The organism is Pseudomonas sp. MWU13-3659, from assembly GCF_023757525.1.
In the GTDB taxonomy this organism is placed as follows: domain Bacteria; phylum Pseudomonadota; class Gammaproteobacteria; order Pseudomonadales; family Pseudomonadaceae; genus Aquipseudomonas; species Aquipseudomonas entomophila_E.
This window is the reverse complement of sequence record NZ_JAMSHW010000003.1, coordinates 207,696-224,331: the sequence shown is the minus strand read 5'-3', so window position 1 is coordinate 224,331 and position 16,636 is coordinate 207,696. Positions and strand designations below refer to the sequence as shown.

Genomic DNA, 16,636 nt, shown 5'->3' with positions numbered 1-16,636 from the left:
CCCGCACTTTTTGCGTAAGGAACCAACATGTCTTTGCATCCCGACCTTGCCGGCTTTCTCGAACTGGTGGAAATGGGGCGATTGATGGGCAACAGCCAGCCGATGCACCAGTTGAGCGTCGAGCAGGCCCGCCGCGAATTCGCCAGCAGCTCGGCCATTCTCGACCCGAGCCCGCCCGCGGCGCTCGACGTGACCGAACTGAGTATCGTCGCGCGCGATGGCGCCGCGCTGGCGGCGCGCCTGTACCGCGGCGAAGGCCCGCGCCCGGCGGCGCAGCCGACCATTCTCTACCTGCATGGCGGTGGTTATGTCGTCGGCAGCCTGGACTCCCATGACTCGGTGTGCCGCCGCCTGGCGGCCGATGGCCGTTTCGCGGTGCTGGCGGCGGACTACCGCCTGGCGCCCGAGCAGCGTTTCCCCACGGCCAGCAATGATGTGCTGGATGTGGCTGACTGGTTGGCCGCCCAGGCCGCGACGCTGGGCCTTGACGCCGCGCGGGTGGCGGTGGCCGGCGACAGCGTCGGCGCCACCTTGGCCACGGTATTGGCGTTGGCGGCCCAGAAGGGGGAAACGCGTCTGGCGCCCGTCGCCCAGTTGCTGTTCTACCCGGTGACCGACACCAGCCGCGAGCGTGACTCCCATGTCCGCTACGCCGAGGGTTACCTGCTGGAAAGCGCGACCCTGCGCTGGTTCTACGACCTGTACCTGGCTGAGCCCCGGCAGCGCCTGGACTGGCGGGCTTCGCCGTTGTTGATCGAGCAGTTGCCGGCGCAGGTGCCCAGTTTCGTCAGCCTGGCCGGGCATGATCCGCTGTACGACGAGGGGCTGGCCTGGGCCGAGCGGCTGCGGGCCAGCGGGACCGAGGTGACCCTCGATTTGCAGCCGCAGCTGACCCATGATTTCCTGCGCATGTCCGGCATGGTGCCGGAGGTGCAGGGGATTTATGAGCGGGCGTTGGAGTGGCTTTTCCAGCGTTGTTGATGGCGAGCGCATCGCGGATGAATCCGCTCCTACAACAGCGCCTGCCTGTAGGAGCGGATTCATCCGCGATGCGGCGCGCAAGCGGCGCCCTATCAACACCTAAACCCAGACCGCATCCCAATGCGGGTATCTACCTACCTTCTCCACCAATCCCGCCCTCAGCGGATTGGCGACGATGTACCTCGCGACCATCACCACATCGTCCTCCCGGCGCAACGCGCGGTCGTGAAAACCGGCCTGCCTGATGGGTACCGTACTGACTCCAGCCTTGCGCAACGCATGGCTTGATCGCGCCTTGAAGTAACGCATCAATGTGCTCAGCGACGCCTTCTTCAATTCGATCAGCCAATGAACGTGATCGGGCATCACGACCCAGGCCAGTGATCGGCAGTGGCCATCCTGGTCAGCCTGACGCAGGAATCGGATGGCCGCTCGAGCGTGGTGGAGGTCGAGGAACAGGGGCTGGCGGTGGTGGGTGACGGTGGTCAGTACGTAGAGCCGGCCGGGCTCCGAATACCTGCCGCGGCGCAGCTGACTGCCTTGGGGAGTGGGCATGAGGGGCGTCCATGAGTGGAGGTTGATGGTCCAGCCTAGCGGTGCTGTCCTGGGGGAGATGGGGGGAACATTTTCAGGGTTTGTCGGGCGCCGCTTTGCGGCGCATCGCGGATGAATCCGCTCCTACAGGCGCATCGCGGAGGTACAGGCGCAGCGATATCGACGGCCTGTGTAGGAGCGGATTCATCCGCGATGCGTCGTGCACATCCCACGAAAAAGCCCCTTTGCCAACGACTGGCAAAGGGGCTTTTTCACATCCAGGGCACTAGACCCCAGGCACACCGATCACCACTTGTAGGTGAGGTCCGCAGTCACGGTACGCTCGGCACCCAGCAGGCACCCAACCGTGGCGAAGCAGCCCGCCACGTAGTACTTGTCGGTGAGGTTCTTCACGTTGACCGACGCCTTCAGGCCTTCCAGGCTGCGGTCGGCCTTGCCGAAGTCGTAGCTGACCATGGCGTCGACCAGGGTGTAGTCCGGCACCTTGAAGGTGTTCTGCGCGTCGCCGTAGGTCGAGCCGGTGTAGCGCGCGCCGACGCCGAAGCCCAGGCCGGCCAGCGGGCCACCCTGCAGGGTGTAGTCGACCCACAGCGAAGCCAGGTGCTTGGGAATGCGCACCGGGGTCTTGCCTTTGTTGCTGATGCCGGCAAAGTTCGGGTTGTCCTTGGTCACTTCGACATCGGTCACCGAGTAGGAGGAGATCACGTTCAGGCCTTCGACCGGCTTGAACACGCCTTCGAGCTCGACACCACGCGAGGTGACTTCACCCTCCTGGACACTGAACGACGGGTTGCTCACGTCGGTGGTCAGCACGTTCTGCCGGCGCAGGTCGAACGCCGACAGGGTCACGTAGCTCTGCGAGCCGTTGGGCTGGTACTTCACGCCGATCTCGTACTGCTTGGCGGTCTCGGGCTCGAACTGCGAGCCACTGGCGGTGGTGCCGCTGGTGGGCAGGAACGACTCGGTGTAGCTGATGTAGGGGAACAGCCCGAAGTCGAACAGGTAGCCCAGGCCGACACGGCCGGTGAAGTCTTCGGCGTCGGTGCTCTGCTTGGTGTTCTGCAGGCGGTTGCGGGTGTCCAGGCTGGCCCAGTCGTAACGGCCGCCCAGCGAGGCGATCCAGTTGCCGAACTTGATCTGGTCCTGCAGGTAGACACCGAGCTGGCGGTTCTTCTCCGAGGTGCTGAGCAGGCTGGTGTAGCGCGAGGTGTCGATGACCACGCTGCGATCAGGGTTGTAGATGTTGATCGACGGCGCATTGCCGGTCTGGGTGAAGGCGCTGCGCTTGCCGTGCTGGTAGTCGGTGCCCATCAGCAAGGTGTGCTCGAGCTCGCCGGTGGCGAATTTGCCGACCAACTGGTTGTCGATGGCGTAGTTGTCGTTCTCGTAGTCGCGCAGTTGGTAGTAGCGGTTGATGGTGTTGCCGTTGATCACGCCACTGTTGCGGTACAGCTGGTGCTCGTAGCCGGTGAAGTGGGTGTAACGGAAGTTCTGCTTGAAGGTCCAGCTGTCGGTGAGGTTGTGTGTCAGCTCGTAGCCCACGCTGGTCTGCTCGGCCTTCTCGGCGTCGAAGCCGGGCTCGTTCAGCGAACGGTGGCGCGGCAGCTTGCCGTTGGGGTTGGAACCGTCGAACAGCGAGTAGGGCAGGTTGCTGGTGAACAGGTTCTTGTTGCGCTGGTAGGAGGTCAGCAGGGTGAGGCTGGTGTCTTCGTTCGGCGCCCAGGTCAGGCTGGGGGCGATGTAGACCCGGTCGTCCTTGATGTAGTCGATGCTGCTGTTGGCGTCGCGGCCGAGGGCGACCAGGCGGTAGCTGAGGGTCTTCTGCTCGTCCAGCACGTCGCCGATGTCCATGTAGGCCTGGGCGCGGTCGTTGCTGCCGCCGGAAATGCCCACCTCATGGTGCGGGCTGAAAGTCGGGCGCTTCGACACGAAGTTCAGCGTGCCGCCTGGCGAGCCCTGGCCGTACATCACCGACGCCGGGCCCTTGAGCACTTCGATGCGCTCCATGCCGTAGGTCTCCGGCGAGTAGTAGCCGACCTGGTTGTTGCGCAGGCCGTCGGTGTAGGCGTTGGCGTTGATCTGCTGGAAGCCGCGCACCATGATGGTGTTGTCGGTCGGGTTGTTGCCGGCGACGTTGGAATAGACACCCGCGGTGTAGGCCAGGCTGTCGCTGACGGTCTGCGCGCCCTGGGCAGTCATGCGGTCGCGGGTGATCACCGAAATCGACTGCGGGGTTTCCATCAGCGAGGTGTCGGTCTTGGTGGCGGTGGTCGAGCGGGTGGCGATGTAGCCTTCCACCGGGCCGTAGGGGTTCTCCTGGCCCTTGGCGTTGATCACGCTCGGGTCGAGGGTCACGGCGGCGCTGCTGTCGTTGCTTTGCAAGGTCAGGGTGTTGCCGTCCAGGCTGTAGCGCACCCCGGTGCCGCGCAGCAGGCCAGCGGCGGCGGCCTGGGCCGACAGGTGGCCACGTACCGCGCTGCTGCGCACGCCCTGGACATCATCCGGGCTGTACAGCACCTGCAGGTTGGTCTGGTCGGCCAGTTGCTTGAGCGCGCCCGGCAGGCTCTGGGCGGCGATATCGACATCGTATTCCTGGGCCTGGGCCAGGCCTGCCATGGGCAAGCCCAAGGTGATACCCATCAGGGCGACGGGCAGGGTGCGACGCAAGGAGTGGCGCAACAGCAGGGCTTTTGCCAGGGGCGTGAAGTCACTGAGAGTCGACATCGTTATAGCTCTTGGAATGTGTTAAGTGGGAATTATTAGCATTGGCTTTAAGTGAGACGTTGCAGTGCCGTGAAACCGGATGGCATTTGCGAAATATTTTTATTTAGGCGCGAGCGCCAGCCGCCTGGTCAGGCGGGCTGGGGCTCGCAGATGACGCGGCCGTTTTCCATGCGCACGATCTGGTCGGCGACATCGAAGTAGCGGTCATCGTGGGAGATGACGATCAGGGTGCGGCCCTGGCGTTTGAGGTCCGGCAGGATCTCGGTGTAGAACACGCGGCGGAACGCCGGGTCCTGGTCGGCCGCCCATTCGTCGAACACCAGCACCGGGCGCCCCTCGATCCACGCACTGACCAGGGCCAGGCGCTTGCGTTGCCCGGTGGACAGATCGGTGGTGGTGAAGGCGCCGTCGCGGATCGACACCTTGTGGTCGATTTCCAGGCGTTCGAGATACTGCACGGCATTGGCCGGCACTGCGGGGCCATCGTTGACCAGGTCGTCGAACAGGTAGTAGTCGGCGAAGATGGTGGTGAACAGCTGGCGATAGTCGTCCCGCTCGCGGTCGCCGACCACCTCGCCGTTGAGCAGCACCTGCCCCTGCTGCGGCGGGTACAGGCCCAGCAACAGCTTGATCAGGGTGGTCTTGCCGCCGCCGTTCTCACCGACGATGAACACGATGTCGCCCTGGGCGATGTCGAGGTTCACCGGCCCCAGCTTGAACGGCGCACCGCCATCGGCCACCGGGTAGCTGTGGTGCACATCGACCAGTTGCAGGCGCTCGACCTGCGTCCTGGGCGCCTCGCGGTCGGTCAGCAGCAGGTGAGGTTCCGGTGAGGAGAACTGCTCGGACAATTCGGCGATGCGGCGAAAGGCGATCTGCGCCCGGCTGACGATCGGCAGGGTGCTGACCAGGTGCTCCAGCGGGCCTTTCATGTACAGCAGTACCAGCACGAACCCGCTCATGACCGCCTTGTCGCTGCTCGGCCACAATGACTGCAAGGCCAGGGCCAGGCCGATCACCACGAAGAACAGCATCGAGCCCAGGCTCTTGGCCACCACGAAGGTGTTGACCGAGCGCACCTGCTTGTCGCGGATCCGCTCGGCGGTCGCCTGGATGCCGTCGACGAACATGCGTTGGCGGCGCGCGCGGTGGATGCGCAGCTCCTTGGCGCCCTCGGCGATGGCCTGGTAGTGCTTCTGCAACTCGTCCTCGGCTTCGCGGGCATCGATGAAGCCCTGGATGCCGCGGGCGCGGGCGATGTACTGGACCACGGTGCCGACACCGATAGCCACCAGCATCAGCAGGAACATCGGCAGCGACAGCAGCGCCAGGTAGGCCATGCAGCCAAGCACCACCGTGACCGAGATGGCCAGCGGCGCGAAGGCGAAGGCGAACGAGCTGATGGTGTCGATGTCGTGGGTCAGCACCGGGATCAGGCGATGGCTGCGGTAGCGTTCGATCTGCGCGATGGGGGCGCTGAGCACCTTCTCGCCCAGGCTGCGGCGCAGGTTGGCGATGATCTGCTGGCCGACCCGGTTGCTGCCGATATCGGAGAAAATCGAGCCCAGCAAGGCCAGCACGCACAGCCCGGCGAACGCCCCGACCAGGGCCAGGCTCAGGCCGTCTTCGCTATGCAGGCCACGGTTGATGGTGGCCAGCAGCACCGTGACGCTGAAGCCGCCGAGGATGCCCAGCAGGATCGACGCCGTCACCTGCGGCCAGAACGGCCGCAGCAGGGCCAGCAGTTCGCGGGTGGCGCCGCGAGAGGGGGTTTTCATGGCGTGATCCTTCAGGCGCTGATGGCAAGGCTGCCGGTGCCGCTCAGGCGTGCCTGGCCCAGGGCCTGGTACAGCGACTCGCCGATTTCCGCCGCGCGGTTGGGCAGCACCGACAGCAGGGTGTCGCTCAGGCCGTGGCTGTTCTCGCAGAAGCCTTGCAGGTACACCGCCGCCTGCAGGTCCGGGCTGGCCAGGGCGCGGTAGTCGCGGGCGACGTCGAAGTCCTGAAGGTAGCCCTGCAGCGGCGCCAGCAGGTCGCGGTGGGAGCGGCGCTCGTAGCCGGTGGCGAGGATCACCGCGTCGTAGCGGTGGGTCTGCGACTGGTGGGTGGCCAGGTCCTGCAAGGTCAGCTCGATGCCGTCGGCGGTGGCGACGGCGGCCTGCACCTGGCGGCGGCAGAGCACGGCGTGGCGGTATTGATGGGCGACTTTCTGGCGGTAGAGGATGCCGTAGATGCGCTCGAGCAGGTCGATGTCGACCACCGAGTAGTTGGTGTTGTGGTACTCGGCGATCAGTTTCTGCCGCTCGTGCTGCTCCTGGTTGAACACCAGGTCGGTGTAGTCGGGGGCGAAGATCTCGTTGACGAACGGGCTGTCGTCGGCCGGCTTGAGGGCGCTGGCGCGCACGATCATGTCGACCTTGACCGACGGGTAGCTGTCGTTGAGGTCGATGAACGCCTCGGCGGCGCTCTGCCCGGAACCGACGATGGCGATGCGCATGGGCTTGCCTTCGGTGCAGGGCAGGGTGGCCAGGCTGCTCAGGTAGCGGGAGTGGTGGAACACCCGCGGGTCGTCCTTGAACGCGGCGAAGCTGGCCGGCACCTTGGGCGTGCCGCCGCTGCCGACCACCACCGCGCGGCTCAGGCGCGTGTGTTCATGGCCCTGGCCGTTGCGCGAGACCACGCGCAGGTGGCGCACCTGGCCGTTGTCCAGCACCGGTTCGATGCGGGTCACCTCTTCACCGTAGCGGGCCTGGGTGGCGAAGTGCTCGGCGGCCCAGCGCAGGTAGTCGTTGTACTCCAGGCGGCAGGGGTAGAAGGTGCCCAGGTTGATGAAGTCGGCCAGGCGCTGTTTCTGGTGCAGGTAGTTGACGAAGCTGTAGGGGCTGGTGGGGTTGCGCAGCGACACCAGGTCCTTGAGGAAGGAGATCTGCAGCTCGCTCTGGGTGGCCAGGGTGTTGCCGTGCCAGCGGTAGTCGTTCTGCTTGTCGATGAACAGCGCGTCGAGGGCGTGGCCGTGGGTTTCGGCGAGTTCTTCCAGGGCGATGGCCAGGGCCAGGTTGGAAGGGCCGAAGCCCACGCCGATGAGGTCGTGGACCTGCTGGGAGGTATGGGGCTGGCTCATGCTATCGGTTCCTTGAAGTGGCGGGGGGCGCCGACGGCGGCCACCCCGAGCTGCGGGAGTACATCGATAGGACGAGGAGCGGGTGGGACAATTTAGCGGGACGCGGGGCCTTCAGAGCTCACGCACTACCCGCAAGCCAAGCCAGTCGCCCGGGCGCGCCGGGGTCATCGCATTGCGGTTGCCGGAGCGCGAGAAGATCGGCGCCTCGCCCCAGTCGTTGCCGCGGATCTGCACCACCTTGCAGCTGTCCGCCTGGCGGGTAGAACGGCCCCAGGCGCTGCCGTCGGTCGGCGCGCCGACGTAACTGTCGTGCAGGCAGTCGGCGACCCATTCGTAGACATTGCCGTGCATGTCGTACAGGCCGAAGGCGTTGGGCGGGAAACTGCCCACGGGGGAGGTGTAGCTGTAGCCGTCCTTGGGGCCGTAGACGTTCGCGTGGCGGCTGATCTCGTACTCGGCGTCCGGGTCGAGCGGGAACGGGAACGGGCCGGTGCTGCCGGCACGGGCGGCATATTCACGTTCGGACTCGCTGACCATGCGGTAGGTCTTGCCGGTCTTCTTCGACAACCATTCCACGTAGTCCTGCACGTCGAAGTAGGTCATGCACACGGCGGGCTGACGCGGGCCTTGCTTGTACATGGGCTTGCTGGCGGTGCAGTGGCGGCCGGGGCGCACGTCGCCATCGACGACTTTCGCGCCGCTTTGCTTGAGGTAGGTGTCCCACTCCCCGGCGGTCACCTGGAAGCGGCTCATGGCGAAGGGCTTGGCGAAGGTTACCTGATGCAACGGGCCTTCGTCGTCCTGGCGGCCGGGCTCGTCGTCGGGCGTGCCCATCATGAAGCTGCCGGCCGGCAGCACGACCATTTCCGGGCAGACGCCGGCGCAGTCACGGAACACCGTGCCGGGGGGCGTGGTGGTGTCGGCGGCCAGCGCCGGCAGGCCGAGGGTGGCGAGCAGGGCGGCCAGGGAGAGGCGAGGCAGGATAGCGTTCATGGGGAACCTTGGTCAGAGTTGCTGGGTGACCAGGCGCACGACCCGGTCGATCTGCTGCTCATCGTTGAGCAGGCTGGGGGCCAGGCGGATCACCGGGCCGACGTCGCGGTACACGGCGTCGCTCATCACCTTGTTCTGCACCAGGTGGGCGGCGACGGCATCGGGGTTCTTGCCGGGAATCCGGAAGAAGGTGAACCCGGCCGAGAATTCCGCACTGCGGGGTGTCACCAGCTCGATCTGGCGGTGTTCGGCGAGGCGCTCCTTGAGCAGGCTGTTGAGCTGGTGGATGCGCGCCTGGACATCGGCCTTGCCCAGTTGCAGGTGCAGCTTGAAGGCCTCGCCCAGCGACCAGCGGTACTCGAAGGCGTGGTAGCCGCCCGGGGTCATGATGGTGGCGAAGTCCTCCTCCTGGGAGAAGGACGCGACGCTGGGGGTGAGGTTGCCCATGGCGGTGGAGGCGGCGCAGATGATGCCGGTGCCACGTGGCCCGAACATCCACTTGTGGCCACCGGCGATGAAGTAGTCGCAGTTGAAGTCGGCGAAGCGTGCGTTCTCCACGCCGAAACCATGCACGCCATCGACCACGTAGAGGATGCGGTCGGCCTCGCTGCGCTCGCGGTTGTGCTTGCGCACCAGTTCACCGATCTCGCCCACCGGCAGCTTGGCGCCGCTGCTCGAGTGCACCCAGGTCATGCCCAGCACGCGGGTTTCGGGGCGGGTGTTCTGGTCGATGGTGCTGAGAATCTGGTCGGAGGAGATTTCCCAGGGTTTGTCGAACAGGCGGATCTTGCGTACCTGGGTGCCCTGGCGAAGGGTGCGGAATTCGAGGGTCTTGTGGGCGGAGTAGTGTTCGTGGACGGTGGTCAGGATCTCCTGGTCGGGCCTGACCTGCAGGCCACCATAGATCAGCGCCAGGCCCTCGGTGGTGCTGCCGGTCAGGGCGATCTGCCGGGGGCCGACCTCCAGGTAGCGCGCTGCCCAGTCCCGCACCTCGCCTTCGCGCTTCCATTCGTACTGGCTTTCCCAGTCCATCAGCGCGGCGGGGTTGCGGTCGAGGTCGGCGCGGTGGCGGTCGATGGCCTCCTGCACCGGGCGCGGGTGGGCGGTGACCAGGAAGTTGGCGAAGTGCGCCACCTCCGGGTCGAGCGGGAACAGTGCGCGCAGGTTGCGCCATTTGTCCGGGCCGCTCAGCGCTGCGGTGGCGGGCGCGGCCGCCAGGGCATCGGGCAGCAGGGGCAGGGTGGCGGCGACCAGGCCGGCGTGCTTGAGGAAGGTGCGACGGTTGTTCATGCGGGGCGGGCCTTGTTCAGCGAGTAGTAGCGACGGGATGGCCGGCTTTCTGCACCTGGTCCCAGATGCGCAGGAAGTTGCCGGCCCAGAGCTTGGCGATGTCCGTCTCGCTGTAGCCACGGGTGAGCAGTTCGGCGGTGACGTTGCGGATCTCGCTGACATCCTTCCAGCCGACCAGGCCGCCGCCTTCGTTGAAGTCGGAGCTGATGCCGACATGGTCGATGCCGACCTTCTTCACCGTGTAGTCGATGGCGTCGACGTAGGCCTTCAGCGTTGCCTTGGGCTCTTCGTCGAGGATGCCGTACAGGCCGCTGGCGTATTCGCCGAAGCGCTGCTCGGGCCAGATGGTGATCGCCGGGTCGCCCGGCATCAGGGCGTAGTTCAGGTCTTGCAGCGGCCCCAGGTCGAAGCGCGCGCGCAAGGCGTCGAGCTTGTCCAGGGTCGGCTTGCCCAGGGGCTTGAGGTAGCCGCTGAAGCCGACCACCTGGATCAGGCCGCCGCTGTCCTTGATCAGCTTCATTTCCTTGTCGCCGAGGTTGCGGCGGATGTCCACCAGCCCGCGCGGCGCCGAGTGCGAGGCGACGATCGGCGCGCGGCTCAGGCGTGCCACGTCTTCCAGGGCCAAGGTCGACATCTGCGAGACGTCGATGATCACCCCGAGGTCGTTGAGCCGGGCCACGGCTTTCTCGCCAGTCGGCGACAGTCCGCCGAGGGCGTCGGCGGTGTCGTTGAAGAACGGCATCGGCCGCGAGGAGTCGGCCCAGTCGTTGTTGCCGATGTAGCTGAAGCCGAACATGCGCATGCCGCGCTTGGCCCACAGGTCGAGCTGCGACAGGTCGTCGCCCAGCGGGTAGGCGTTGAGCAGGCTGATGAACACGGCGAACTTGCCTTCGCCGTTGAGGCGGCGGAAGTCGTCGGGGGTGTAGGCGATGCCGACCTGGTTGGGGAAGTCGCGCACCATGTTGGCGATGATCTGGTAGCGCGTTTCCTGCTGGTGACGGGCCTCGTCGACAAAGCCCGGGGTGGGTTTGTGCGGGGCGTTGGGGCCGTTCCACATCTCTGGCCAGGCGAGGATGGTCAGCGCCGCGCCCGACAGGCGCCCCTTGCCGGCCTTGACCAGGTCGAACTGGTGCGGGCCGTCCTTGTCCACTTCCTGGCCGTGGGCGCCGAAGGTCAGCGGCACGGTGACATGGCCGTCGAACGAGAGCATGTGTTCGTGCATGCCCTTGGCCTGCTCGACGATCTTCAGCGGGTAGCCGGCGTTCTGGCCTTGCCAGTAGAAATAGCCGGCGGCGCTGCCCAGGGCGACCGCCAGGGCCAGGGGCAGGCCGATGTACAGGGCTTTGCGGGAACGGGTCTTGGTCATTGCCATCTCGTTGCAGGGCTGATCGGATCGGCCTGCCGGCGGGCGTGCTCGCCGGGGCAGGGCTCGGGTATCAGGTGGACGAATGGCGGCGGGGCAAATTTATCGCTGGGCGGTCATCAAGTTTTGCCCGTGGCGGCCGATAGGCAGGGCATCGAAAGGACCCACCGAAGAGGATCAGGGACATGGTAGGTATCACCGGTATGAGCATCAACAGCGCGACGCCGCTGACCACAGGCCTGCAAGTGGCCGAGCAGGTTCGCGCCGCCGAGGCGGGCAACACGGACAAGACCGAGGAAAGCGGCAAGGCAGCCGATGGGGTGAAAGCCGAAGGCGCGCCTGGCCAGGCCGAGGCCGCGGGACAAGAGCCAAGCGAGCCAGGGCACATCACGCAATTGCGCGAGATGATCAAGCAGTTGCAGAAGCAAATGGCCGAAGAGCAGAAACAACTGGCCATGCTCATGGCCCAGAAAATGGACGAGACCACCAAGCTGTCGATGGTCATGGCCAAGCAGGCCAGCATCGCCACGATCAGTGGGCAGATCCAGGCGGCCACCGCGCAGTTGCTCAAGGCCTTGACCGAGGCCGGTGGCAGCAGTGCCGGTGGGATGGTCAGCACCCAGGCCTGAGAGCGCTGGAAGGCTCTGTAGGAGCGGCTTCAGCCGCGATCACCCGTGAAACGGGTGCCAGGCATGCGTTGCCTGCATCGCGGCTGAAGCCGCTCCTACAGAGGTTGCCCAGGCAAATGAACAGACGCCCCGCTTCATGCGGGGCGTCGTCGTTTTCAGTCCTGGGCCACGCGCGCCCGGCCCTGGCGCTCGCTCTTGTACTGCATGGCCACCGCCGGTGCCGGCTTGGTGCTGCCGGTCTCCAGCCACTGGCGCATGCGGCTGGCGTCGGCGAAGTGGGTGTACTTGCCGTAGGCGTCGAGGATGACCATGGCCACCGGGCGGTTGTCCATTTTGGTCAGCAGCACCAGGCAATGCCCCGCCTCATTGGTGAAGCCGGTCTTGGTCAGCTTGATGTCCCAGTTGCTCTTGTTCACCAGGTGGTCGGTGTTACGGAAGCCCAGGGTGTAGTTGGGCTTGCGGAACGCCACGGTCTTCTCGCGGGTGGTCGACAGCTCGCTCAGCATCGGGTACTTGCGCGAGGCCATCAGCAGCTTGGCCAGGTCCTGGGCGGTGGAGACGTTGAGCGTGGACAGGCCGGTGGGTTCGACATAGCGGGTGTGGCTCATGCCAAGGCTGCGCGCCTTGGCATTCATCGCCTTGATAAACGCGCCGTAGCCGCCGGGGTAGTGGTTGGCCAGCGAGTTCGCCGCGCGGTTCTCCGACGACATCAGGGTGATCAGCAACGTTTCGCGGCGGTTCAGCTCACTGCCCAGCCGCACCCGCGAATACACGCCTTTCATCTCGGGGTTGTTGGCGATGGTCATGCTGAGCATCTCGTCCATGGGCAGCTTGGCGTCGAGCACGACCATCGCGGTCATCAGCTTGGTGACCGAGGCGATGGGGCGCACGCGATCGGCGTGGCTGGAATACAGCTCCTGGTTGGTGTTGAGGTCGATCAACAGGGCGCTGCCAGAGGCCAGGTGCAGCTTGCTTGGATCTCGTTGCATCTGGGCCGGGGGTTGTGCAGCAGCGGTCGACGGGAGGGTCGCGGTTCCTGTGAGCAACAGCAGCAGGCTGAGGATGGACAGGGAAGTTTTCACGTTGAGGCTCACTAAATGTTGGTATGTCGTTGGCTGTGCAAGGGTTTCCCCCAGAAACCGCTGCATTCTGGAGTATGGTTCAGCGGCTGTCGAATGCCTTATATCCAAAGGGCGCAAGGTGAACGAAATTTAATCCGACTGCATTTTTCAACGATGCCATCTGCTAGTGTTCGACGCTTTCACAGTCACAGGACGACGTGTGCCATGACCACCCATTTCGAGTTCACGCTGGATGCCACGCCCGAGCAGCGCGATGCCATTCTCGCGCCGCTGCGCGCCTACAACCTCGCTCAGGTCGGCGACCCGCTGTTGCAGACCTTTGCCTGGTCGTTGCGTGAAACACCCGGTGGTGCGGTCATTGGCGGCCTGTACGGCAGGATCGCCGCAGGTTGGATGTTCATCGAGCTGCTCAGCGTGCCAGAGGCGATGCGCGGCAAGGGCCATGGGCGCCAGCTGATGGAGCAGGCCGAGGCGCTGGCGCGGGAACGTGAGTGCATTGGCATCTGGCTGGACACCTTCAGTTTCCAGGCGCCCGAGTTCTATCGCCGGTTAGGGTTCGTGGTCTTTGGCGAGATCAACGACTATCCACCGGGGCACAGCCGCTACTTTCTGCAGAAGCGCCTTTAACATCGCAGGCAAAAAAAGCCCGCCGAAAAGGGCGGGCAACAAGAGGCGTAGGGAGCAACGCACAACAACAAATTCGGGTCAGGCGATGAAGCTTGAATCGTGCAACCGGTCGGCCAGGGCCTGCGCCGAGGAGCGCGTGGTCAGCGGGCCGCTGATGGCCTCGCCGTTGCGCATCAGGTACCAGCAGGCCAGCAGGCCCTGCTGACGCAGGTTGTTCGGGACGGCGCTACCGACGACGGACATGATCTGGATAGGGGCCATGGGGGCATCTCCTGTAAACATGGCCCTACCTTACGCAGACGCCCTCGGGGTTTGAAATCAATGTCCTCGATAGTGGTCATTGCTTTTATCAACTATGCCGCTCACCAGCGCGGTGGCCCGTAGTACACCGGTGGCGGGCCGTAGTAGCGGCGGTAGACCGGCGGTGGCGGGGCAGGTACGTAGCGCTCCACGACATAGGGCTGGTAATAGACCGGCGGTGGTGGCGGTGGCGCCTGCACATAGACTGGCGCAGGTGCGTAGACCGGCTGCTGCTGCACGTACACGGTACGGTCATGGCCGCCGGAAATCGCCGCGCCAACCACCACGCCCGCCACTGCCGCGCCGAGCACCGGGCCCGGGCCATACCAGCCGCCACCATGGGCGGATGCCTGCCCGCTGATGGCCAGCGCGCCGACCAGCAGGGCGATTCCGGGGATGAAACGGTTCATGGCCAATCCTCGCAAGACAACCCCAGGCTCGGGGCTTGATTACTATGACCCCGGTAACCGTCAAGTGCGCGCAGGGGGATGGTAAAGGTTGTGTAAGGGGCGACCAGTGGCCGTGTCTGGTACGCTGGCGCAATCGTTTCAGTCGACACGCGGAGAAACAGGCCATGAGCACACCACCCAGCAGGGATACCGTCCTGTGCATTTCCCTGGCCGGGCGCCCAGGCACGTTCGGTGTTCGCTTTCACAACCACCTCTACCAGCAGTTGGGCCTGGACTACTACTACAAGGCCATGACCACCCAGGACCTGCCGGCCGCGGTGGCGGGCATCCGTGCCCTGGGTATCCGCGGGTGTGGGGTGTCGATGCCGTACAAGGAGGCCTGCATGGCCCTGGTGGACGAGATCGACCCGTCCGCCGCGGCCATTGCGTCGGTGAACACCTTGGTCAACACCCAGGGGCACCTGAAGGCCTACAACACCGACTACCTGGCGGTGCGCCAATTGCTGGCGCGGCACCAAGTCGACCCGGCCACCGCCTTTGCCTTGCGCGGCAGTGGTGGCATGGCCAAGGCGGTGGCCAGCGCGCTGCGCGATGCAGGGTTTCGCGACGGGATCATCGTGGCGCGCAATGAGCAGGCCGGGCGGCAGCTGGCGCAGGCCTGTGGTTACCGCTGGTTGCCGGAACTGGGTGAGCAATGCCCGTCGATGCTGGTCAATGTCACGCCGATCGGTATGGCGGGCGGCGCGGAGGCCGACCAGCTGGCGTTCAGCGAAACCGCGATCGCGGCGGCCGAGCGGGTGTTCGATGTGGTTGCCATGCCGGCGCGTACACCGTTGATCCGGCAGGCCGAGGCGCTGGGCAAACCGGTGATCACCGGGCTGGAAGTCATCGCCTTGCAAGCGCTGGAACAGTTCGTGCTGTATACCGGGGTGCGGCCCAGTGACGAGCAGGTCGCGGCGGCGGTGGCGTTTGCCAGGCAGGCGTGATCGCGTTGGCTTCGCCTTTTCCTGTAGGAGCGGGTTTACCCGCGATCACCCGCGAGGCGGGTGCCAGGCACCGCGGTGTCTGCTTCGCGGCTGAAGCCGCTCCTACAGGGGGTTACCGTCAATGTTCGGTTCAGAAACTGTCATGCCCCCCGTCCAGTTGCTGATCGACCAGCGCCCGGCCATGGGCCAGGGACACGTGCTGGGCGTTGTCCAGGTCGGAGAAGAACTTCATCGGCATCGACAGGCGTCGGCTGGTGTGGCCTTGCGGGTCGGTAATCAGGCACCCGGCGGCATAGGGCAGGGGAGAGTCGGGGTGGGGCATCACGCTGGCGGTGATGATGTGCTTGCGGTATTCACAGTGAAGGGTTTGCATCGTCCTGACCTCGCTGTGGCATGGAAGAAGCGTCTCCTTCATATACCACAGCAAGGGGGCGGGCGTTCCCCGCCCGACGAGCGCGACAGCTGAAGGTCAGTCCTTCAGGTCGGTCGGCTGGATCACCTCGACCCAGTAGCCGTCCGGGTCCTTGACGAAGGCCAGGTGCTGCATGCGGCCGTCGCTCAGGCGCTTCTGGAAGGGCACGTCCAGCGCCTCGAAGCGCTCGCAGGCGACGCGCACGTCCGGCACCGAGATGCAGATGTGGCCGAACCCGCGCGGGTCGGTGTTGCCGTTGTGGTAGGCGAACTCGGGGTCGTTTTCGGTGCCGTGGTTGTGGGTCAGTTCGAGCACGCCCGGGATCGACTTCATCCACTGGTGGCGCGCGGCGTCATCCTCGGGGATATCCTTCTTGTCGACCAGGGCCAGGAAGTACAGGCTGAAGGCCGCTTCCGGGAAGTCGCGCTTGTCCACCAGGCTGAAGCCCAGCACGCGGGTGTAGAAGTCCAGGGACTTCTGGATATCCTTGACCCGCAGCATGGTGTGGTTGAAGACGAATTGGGCGGTGGCGGTGTCCGGCTGGGCAGTGACGCCGGGCAGTTGTTGCAGGTCGTGCAGGCTCATGGGTACTCCAGGATCGAGGCCTAAAACAGATGGGCCATGATACGGCAGTCCGCCGGCAGCGCAAACGAAAGCGCCCTGCACGGTGGCAGGGCGCTGGAATTAGAGGCCCGCATGTGCGGGCGCGTGATGGGGTCGCTAATCCTTTAGCTGGTTCGATACTGCGCCGGCATAAGTGAAAAAAGTGTGAAGCGCGCGTTGACGTTTCATCAGCGAACCCAGCTTTCCACCGTCTGTGCGCCGTACTGTTCCTTCCAGGCCTTCAGCCCACGGTGATTGCCGCCCTTGGTTTCGATCAGTTCGCCGGTGTGCGGGTTCTCGTAGACTTTTACCACCCGTGGGCGGCGTTGCTGTTTGACGGGTGTGGACGGGGCCTTGCTCACGCCTTTGGGGTCGAGGATCGCGATGATGTCGCGCAGGCCCTTGTCATAGCTCTTCATCAGGCCGACTAGTTTCTGCTCGAATTCGATTTCGCGTTTGAGGCCGGCATCCTTTTTCAGCGCTTCCAATTGTGCCATCTGTTCCTGAAGCGCTTTTTCGGCAGCACGAAACTCTGCAAGTCTGGACACTGTCATCACTCC

The 16,636-nt window shown here is 65.1% G+C and carries 17 protein-coding genes; 4 read left to right on the top strand and 13 right to left on the bottom strand.

Going from position 1 to position 16,636, the window contains the following annotated elements; genetic code table 11:
* Positions 1-27: 27 nt before the first annotated feature.
* The gene (locus NGM28_RS05990; protein ID WP_252089129.1) at positions 28-981 is read left to right on the top strand and encodes an alpha/beta hydrolase; all 954 of its coding nucleotides are present in this window, start codon (positions 28-30) and stop codon (positions 979-981) included.
* A gap of 99 nt (positions 982-1,080) precedes the next feature.
* On the opposite strand, the gene NGM28_RS05985 is transcribed toward NGM28_RS05990, so the two are convergent.
* The 7 genes from NGM28_RS05985 to pvdM all read right to left on the bottom strand — a co-directional run bounded on the left by NGM28_RS05985 (position 1,081) and on the right by pvdM (position 11,030).
* Entirely contained in the window at positions 1,081-1,536 is a 456-nt protein-coding gene (locus NGM28_RS05985) for an REP-associated tyrosine transposase (RefSeq protein ID WP_252089127.1), read from the bottom strand.
* 285 nt (positions 1,537-1,821) lie between these two features.
* Positions 1,822-4,260, bottom strand: coding sequence for a TonB-dependent siderophore receptor (locus NGM28_RS05980; protein ID WP_252089125.1), 2,439 nt, complete (start codon positions 4,258-4,260; stop codon positions 1,822-1,824).
* Positions 4,261-4,388: 128 nt separating this feature from the next.
* Positions 4,389-6,038, bottom strand: coding sequence for a cyclic peptide export ABC transporter (locus NGM28_RS05975; protein WP_252089122.1), 1,650 nt, complete (start codon positions 6,036-6,038; stop codon positions 4,389-4,391).
* Between the two features lie 11 nt (positions 6,039-6,049).
* A complete protein-coding gene (locus tag NGM28_RS05970; RefSeq protein WP_252089120.1) occupies positions 6,050-7,381 on the bottom strand; it encodes a lysine N(6)-hydroxylase/L-ornithine N(5)-oxygenase family protein in 1,332 nt (443 codons plus the stop codon).
* 111 nt (positions 7,382-7,492) lie between these two features.
* A complete protein-coding gene (gene pvdO, locus NGM28_RS05965) occupies positions 7,493-8,374 on the bottom strand; it encodes a dihydropyoverdine dehydrogenase (RefSeq protein WP_240067064.1) in 882 nt (293 codons plus the stop codon).
* A 12-nt stretch (positions 8,375-8,386) separates the two neighbouring features.
* Positions 8,387-9,664, bottom strand: coding sequence for a pyoverdine-tailoring periplasmic protein PvdN (gene pvdN / locus NGM28_RS05960; RefSeq protein WP_252089118.1), 1,278 nt, complete (start codon positions 9,662-9,664; stop codon positions 8,387-8,389).
* 16 nt (positions 9,665-9,680) lie between these two features.
* A complete protein-coding gene (pvdM, locus tag NGM28_RS05955) occupies positions 9,681-11,030 on the bottom strand; it encodes a pyoverdine-tailoring dipeptidase-like protein PvdM (protein WP_252089116.1) in 1,350 nt (449 codons plus the stop codon).
* Positions 11,031-11,212: 182 nt separating this feature from the next.
* Here pvdM and NGM28_RS05950 point away from each other — a divergent pair, with 182 nt between their 5' ends.
* The gene (locus NGM28_RS05950) at positions 11,213-11,656 is read left to right on the top strand and encodes a hypothetical protein (protein ID WP_252089115.1); all 444 of its coding nucleotides are present in this window, start codon (positions 11,213-11,215) and stop codon (positions 11,654-11,656) included.
* A gap of 155 nt (positions 11,657-11,811) precedes the next feature.
* Here NGM28_RS05950 and pbpG read toward each other — a convergent pair whose 3' ends face one another.
* The gene (gene pbpG / locus NGM28_RS05945) at positions 11,812-12,738 is read right to left on the bottom strand and encodes a D-alanyl-D-alanine endopeptidase (RefSeq protein WP_252089114.1); all 927 of its coding nucleotides are present in this window, start codon (positions 12,736-12,738) and stop codon (positions 11,812-11,814) included.
* 204 nt (positions 12,739-12,942) lie between these two features.
* On the opposite strand from pbpG, the gene NGM28_RS05940 reads away from it, so the two are divergent.
* Positions 12,943-13,365 carry a GNAT family N-acetyltransferase gene (locus NGM28_RS05940; protein WP_252089113.1) on the top strand — a complete coding sequence of 141 codons (423 nt, stop codon included), beginning with the start codon at positions 12,943-12,945 and terminating at the stop codon, positions 13,363-13,365.
* A 78-nt stretch (positions 13,366-13,443) separates the two neighbouring features.
* Here NGM28_RS05940 and NGM28_RS05935 read toward each other — a convergent pair whose 3' ends face one another.
* Together NGM28_RS05935 and NGM28_RS05930 are read right to left on the bottom strand one after the other, a co-directional pair.
* Positions 13,444-13,626, bottom strand: coding sequence for a hypothetical protein (locus tag NGM28_RS05935; protein ID WP_011534362.1), 183 nt, complete (start codon positions 13,624-13,626; stop codon positions 13,444-13,446).
* A 101-nt stretch (positions 13,627-13,727) separates the two neighbouring features.
* Positions 13,728-14,075, bottom strand: a complete 348-nt coding sequence (locus NGM28_RS05930) for a hypothetical protein (RefSeq protein ID WP_044488202.1) — start codon at positions 14,073-14,075, stop codon at positions 13,728-13,730.
* 164 nt (positions 14,076-14,239) lie between these two features.
* Here NGM28_RS05930 and NGM28_RS05925 point away from each other — a divergent pair, with 164 nt between their 5' ends.
* A complete protein-coding gene (locus tag NGM28_RS05925; RefSeq protein WP_252089112.1) occupies positions 14,240-15,061 on the top strand; it encodes a shikimate 5-dehydrogenase in 822 nt (273 codons plus the stop codon).
* A gap of 130 nt (positions 15,062-15,191) precedes the next feature.
* Here NGM28_RS05925 and NGM28_RS05920 read toward each other — a convergent pair whose 3' ends face one another.
* The 3 genes from NGM28_RS05920 to NGM28_RS05910 form a co-directional block, all read right to left on the bottom strand.
* On the bottom strand, positions 15,192-15,434 hold the full coding sequence (locus NGM28_RS05920; RefSeq protein WP_240067070.1) for a hypothetical protein: 243 nt from the start codon (positions 15,432-15,434) through the stop codon (positions 15,192-15,194).
* 96 nt (positions 15,435-15,530) lie between these two features.
* Positions 15,531-16,058: a lactoylglutathione lyase gene (gloA, locus tag NGM28_RS05915; protein WP_252089110.1), complete on the bottom strand. Its 528-nt coding sequence runs from the start codon at positions 16,056-16,058 to the stop codon at positions 15,531-15,533.
* Positions 16,059-16,264: 206 nt separating this feature from the next.
* Positions 16,265-16,624, bottom strand: a complete 360-nt coding sequence (locus NGM28_RS05910; RefSeq protein WP_252089108.1) for a histone-like nucleoid-structuring protein, MvaT/MvaU family — start codon at positions 16,622-16,624, stop codon at positions 16,265-16,267.
* Positions 16,625-16,636 lie beyond the last annotated feature (12 nt).

Excerpts from the sequence above, each read along its gene's own strand:
- NGM28_RS05990 (WP_252089129.1), top strand. The coding sequence starts at position 28 with ATGTCTTTGCATCCCGACCTTGCCGGCTTTCTCGAACTGGTGGAAATG.
- NGM28_RS05985 (WP_252089127.1), bottom strand. The coding sequence starts at position 1,536 with ATGCCCACTCCCCAAGGCAGTCAGCTGCGCCGCGGCAGGTATTCGGAG.
- NGM28_RS05980 (WP_252089125.1), bottom strand. The coding sequence starts at position 4,260 with ATGTCGACTCTCAGTGACTTCACGCCCCTGGCAAAAGCCCTGCTGTTG.
- NGM28_RS05975 (WP_252089122.1), bottom strand. The coding sequence starts at position 6,038 with ATGAAAACCCCCTCTCGCGGCGCCACCCGCGAACTGCTGGCCCTGCTG.
- NGM28_RS05970 (WP_252089120.1), bottom strand. The coding sequence starts at position 7,381 with ATGAGCCAGCCCCATACCTCCCAGCAGGTCCACGACCTCATCGGCGTG.
- pvdO (WP_240067064.1), bottom strand. The coding sequence starts at position 8,374 with ATGAACGCTATCCTGCCTCGCCTCTCCCTGGCCGCCCTGCTCGCCACC.
- pvdN (WP_252089118.1), bottom strand. The coding sequence starts at position 9,664 with ATGAACAACCGTCGCACCTTCCTCAAGCACGCCGGCCTGGTCGCCGCC.
- pvdM (WP_252089116.1), bottom strand. The coding sequence starts at position 11,030 with ATGACCAAGACCCGTTCCCGCAAAGCCCTGTACATCGGCCTGCCCCTG.
- NGM28_RS05950 (WP_252089115.1), top strand. The coding sequence starts at position 11,213 with ATGGTAGGTATCACCGGTATGAGCATCAACAGCGCGACGCCGCTGACC.
- NGM28_RS05940 (WP_252089113.1), top strand. The coding sequence starts at position 12,943 with ATGACCACCCATTTCGAGTTCACGCTGGATGCCACGCCCGAGCAGCGC.
- NGM28_RS05935 (WP_011534362.1), bottom strand. The coding sequence starts at position 13,626 with ATGGCCCCTATCCAGATCATGTCCGTCGTCGGTAGCGCCGTCCCGAAC.
- NGM28_RS05930 (WP_044488202.1), bottom strand. The coding sequence starts at position 14,075 with ATGAACCGTTTCATCCCCGGAATCGCCCTGCTGGTCGGCGCGCTGGCC.
- NGM28_RS05925 (WP_252089112.1), top strand. The coding sequence starts at position 14,240 with ATGAGCACACCACCCAGCAGGGATACCGTCCTGTGCATTTCCCTGGCC.
- NGM28_RS05920 (WP_240067070.1), bottom strand. The coding sequence starts at position 15,434 with ATGCAAACCCTTCACTGTGAATACCGCAAGCACATCATCACCGCCAGC.
- gloA (WP_252089110.1), bottom strand. The coding sequence starts at position 16,058 with ATGAGCCTGCACGACCTGCAACAACTGCCCGGCGTCACTGCCCAGCCG.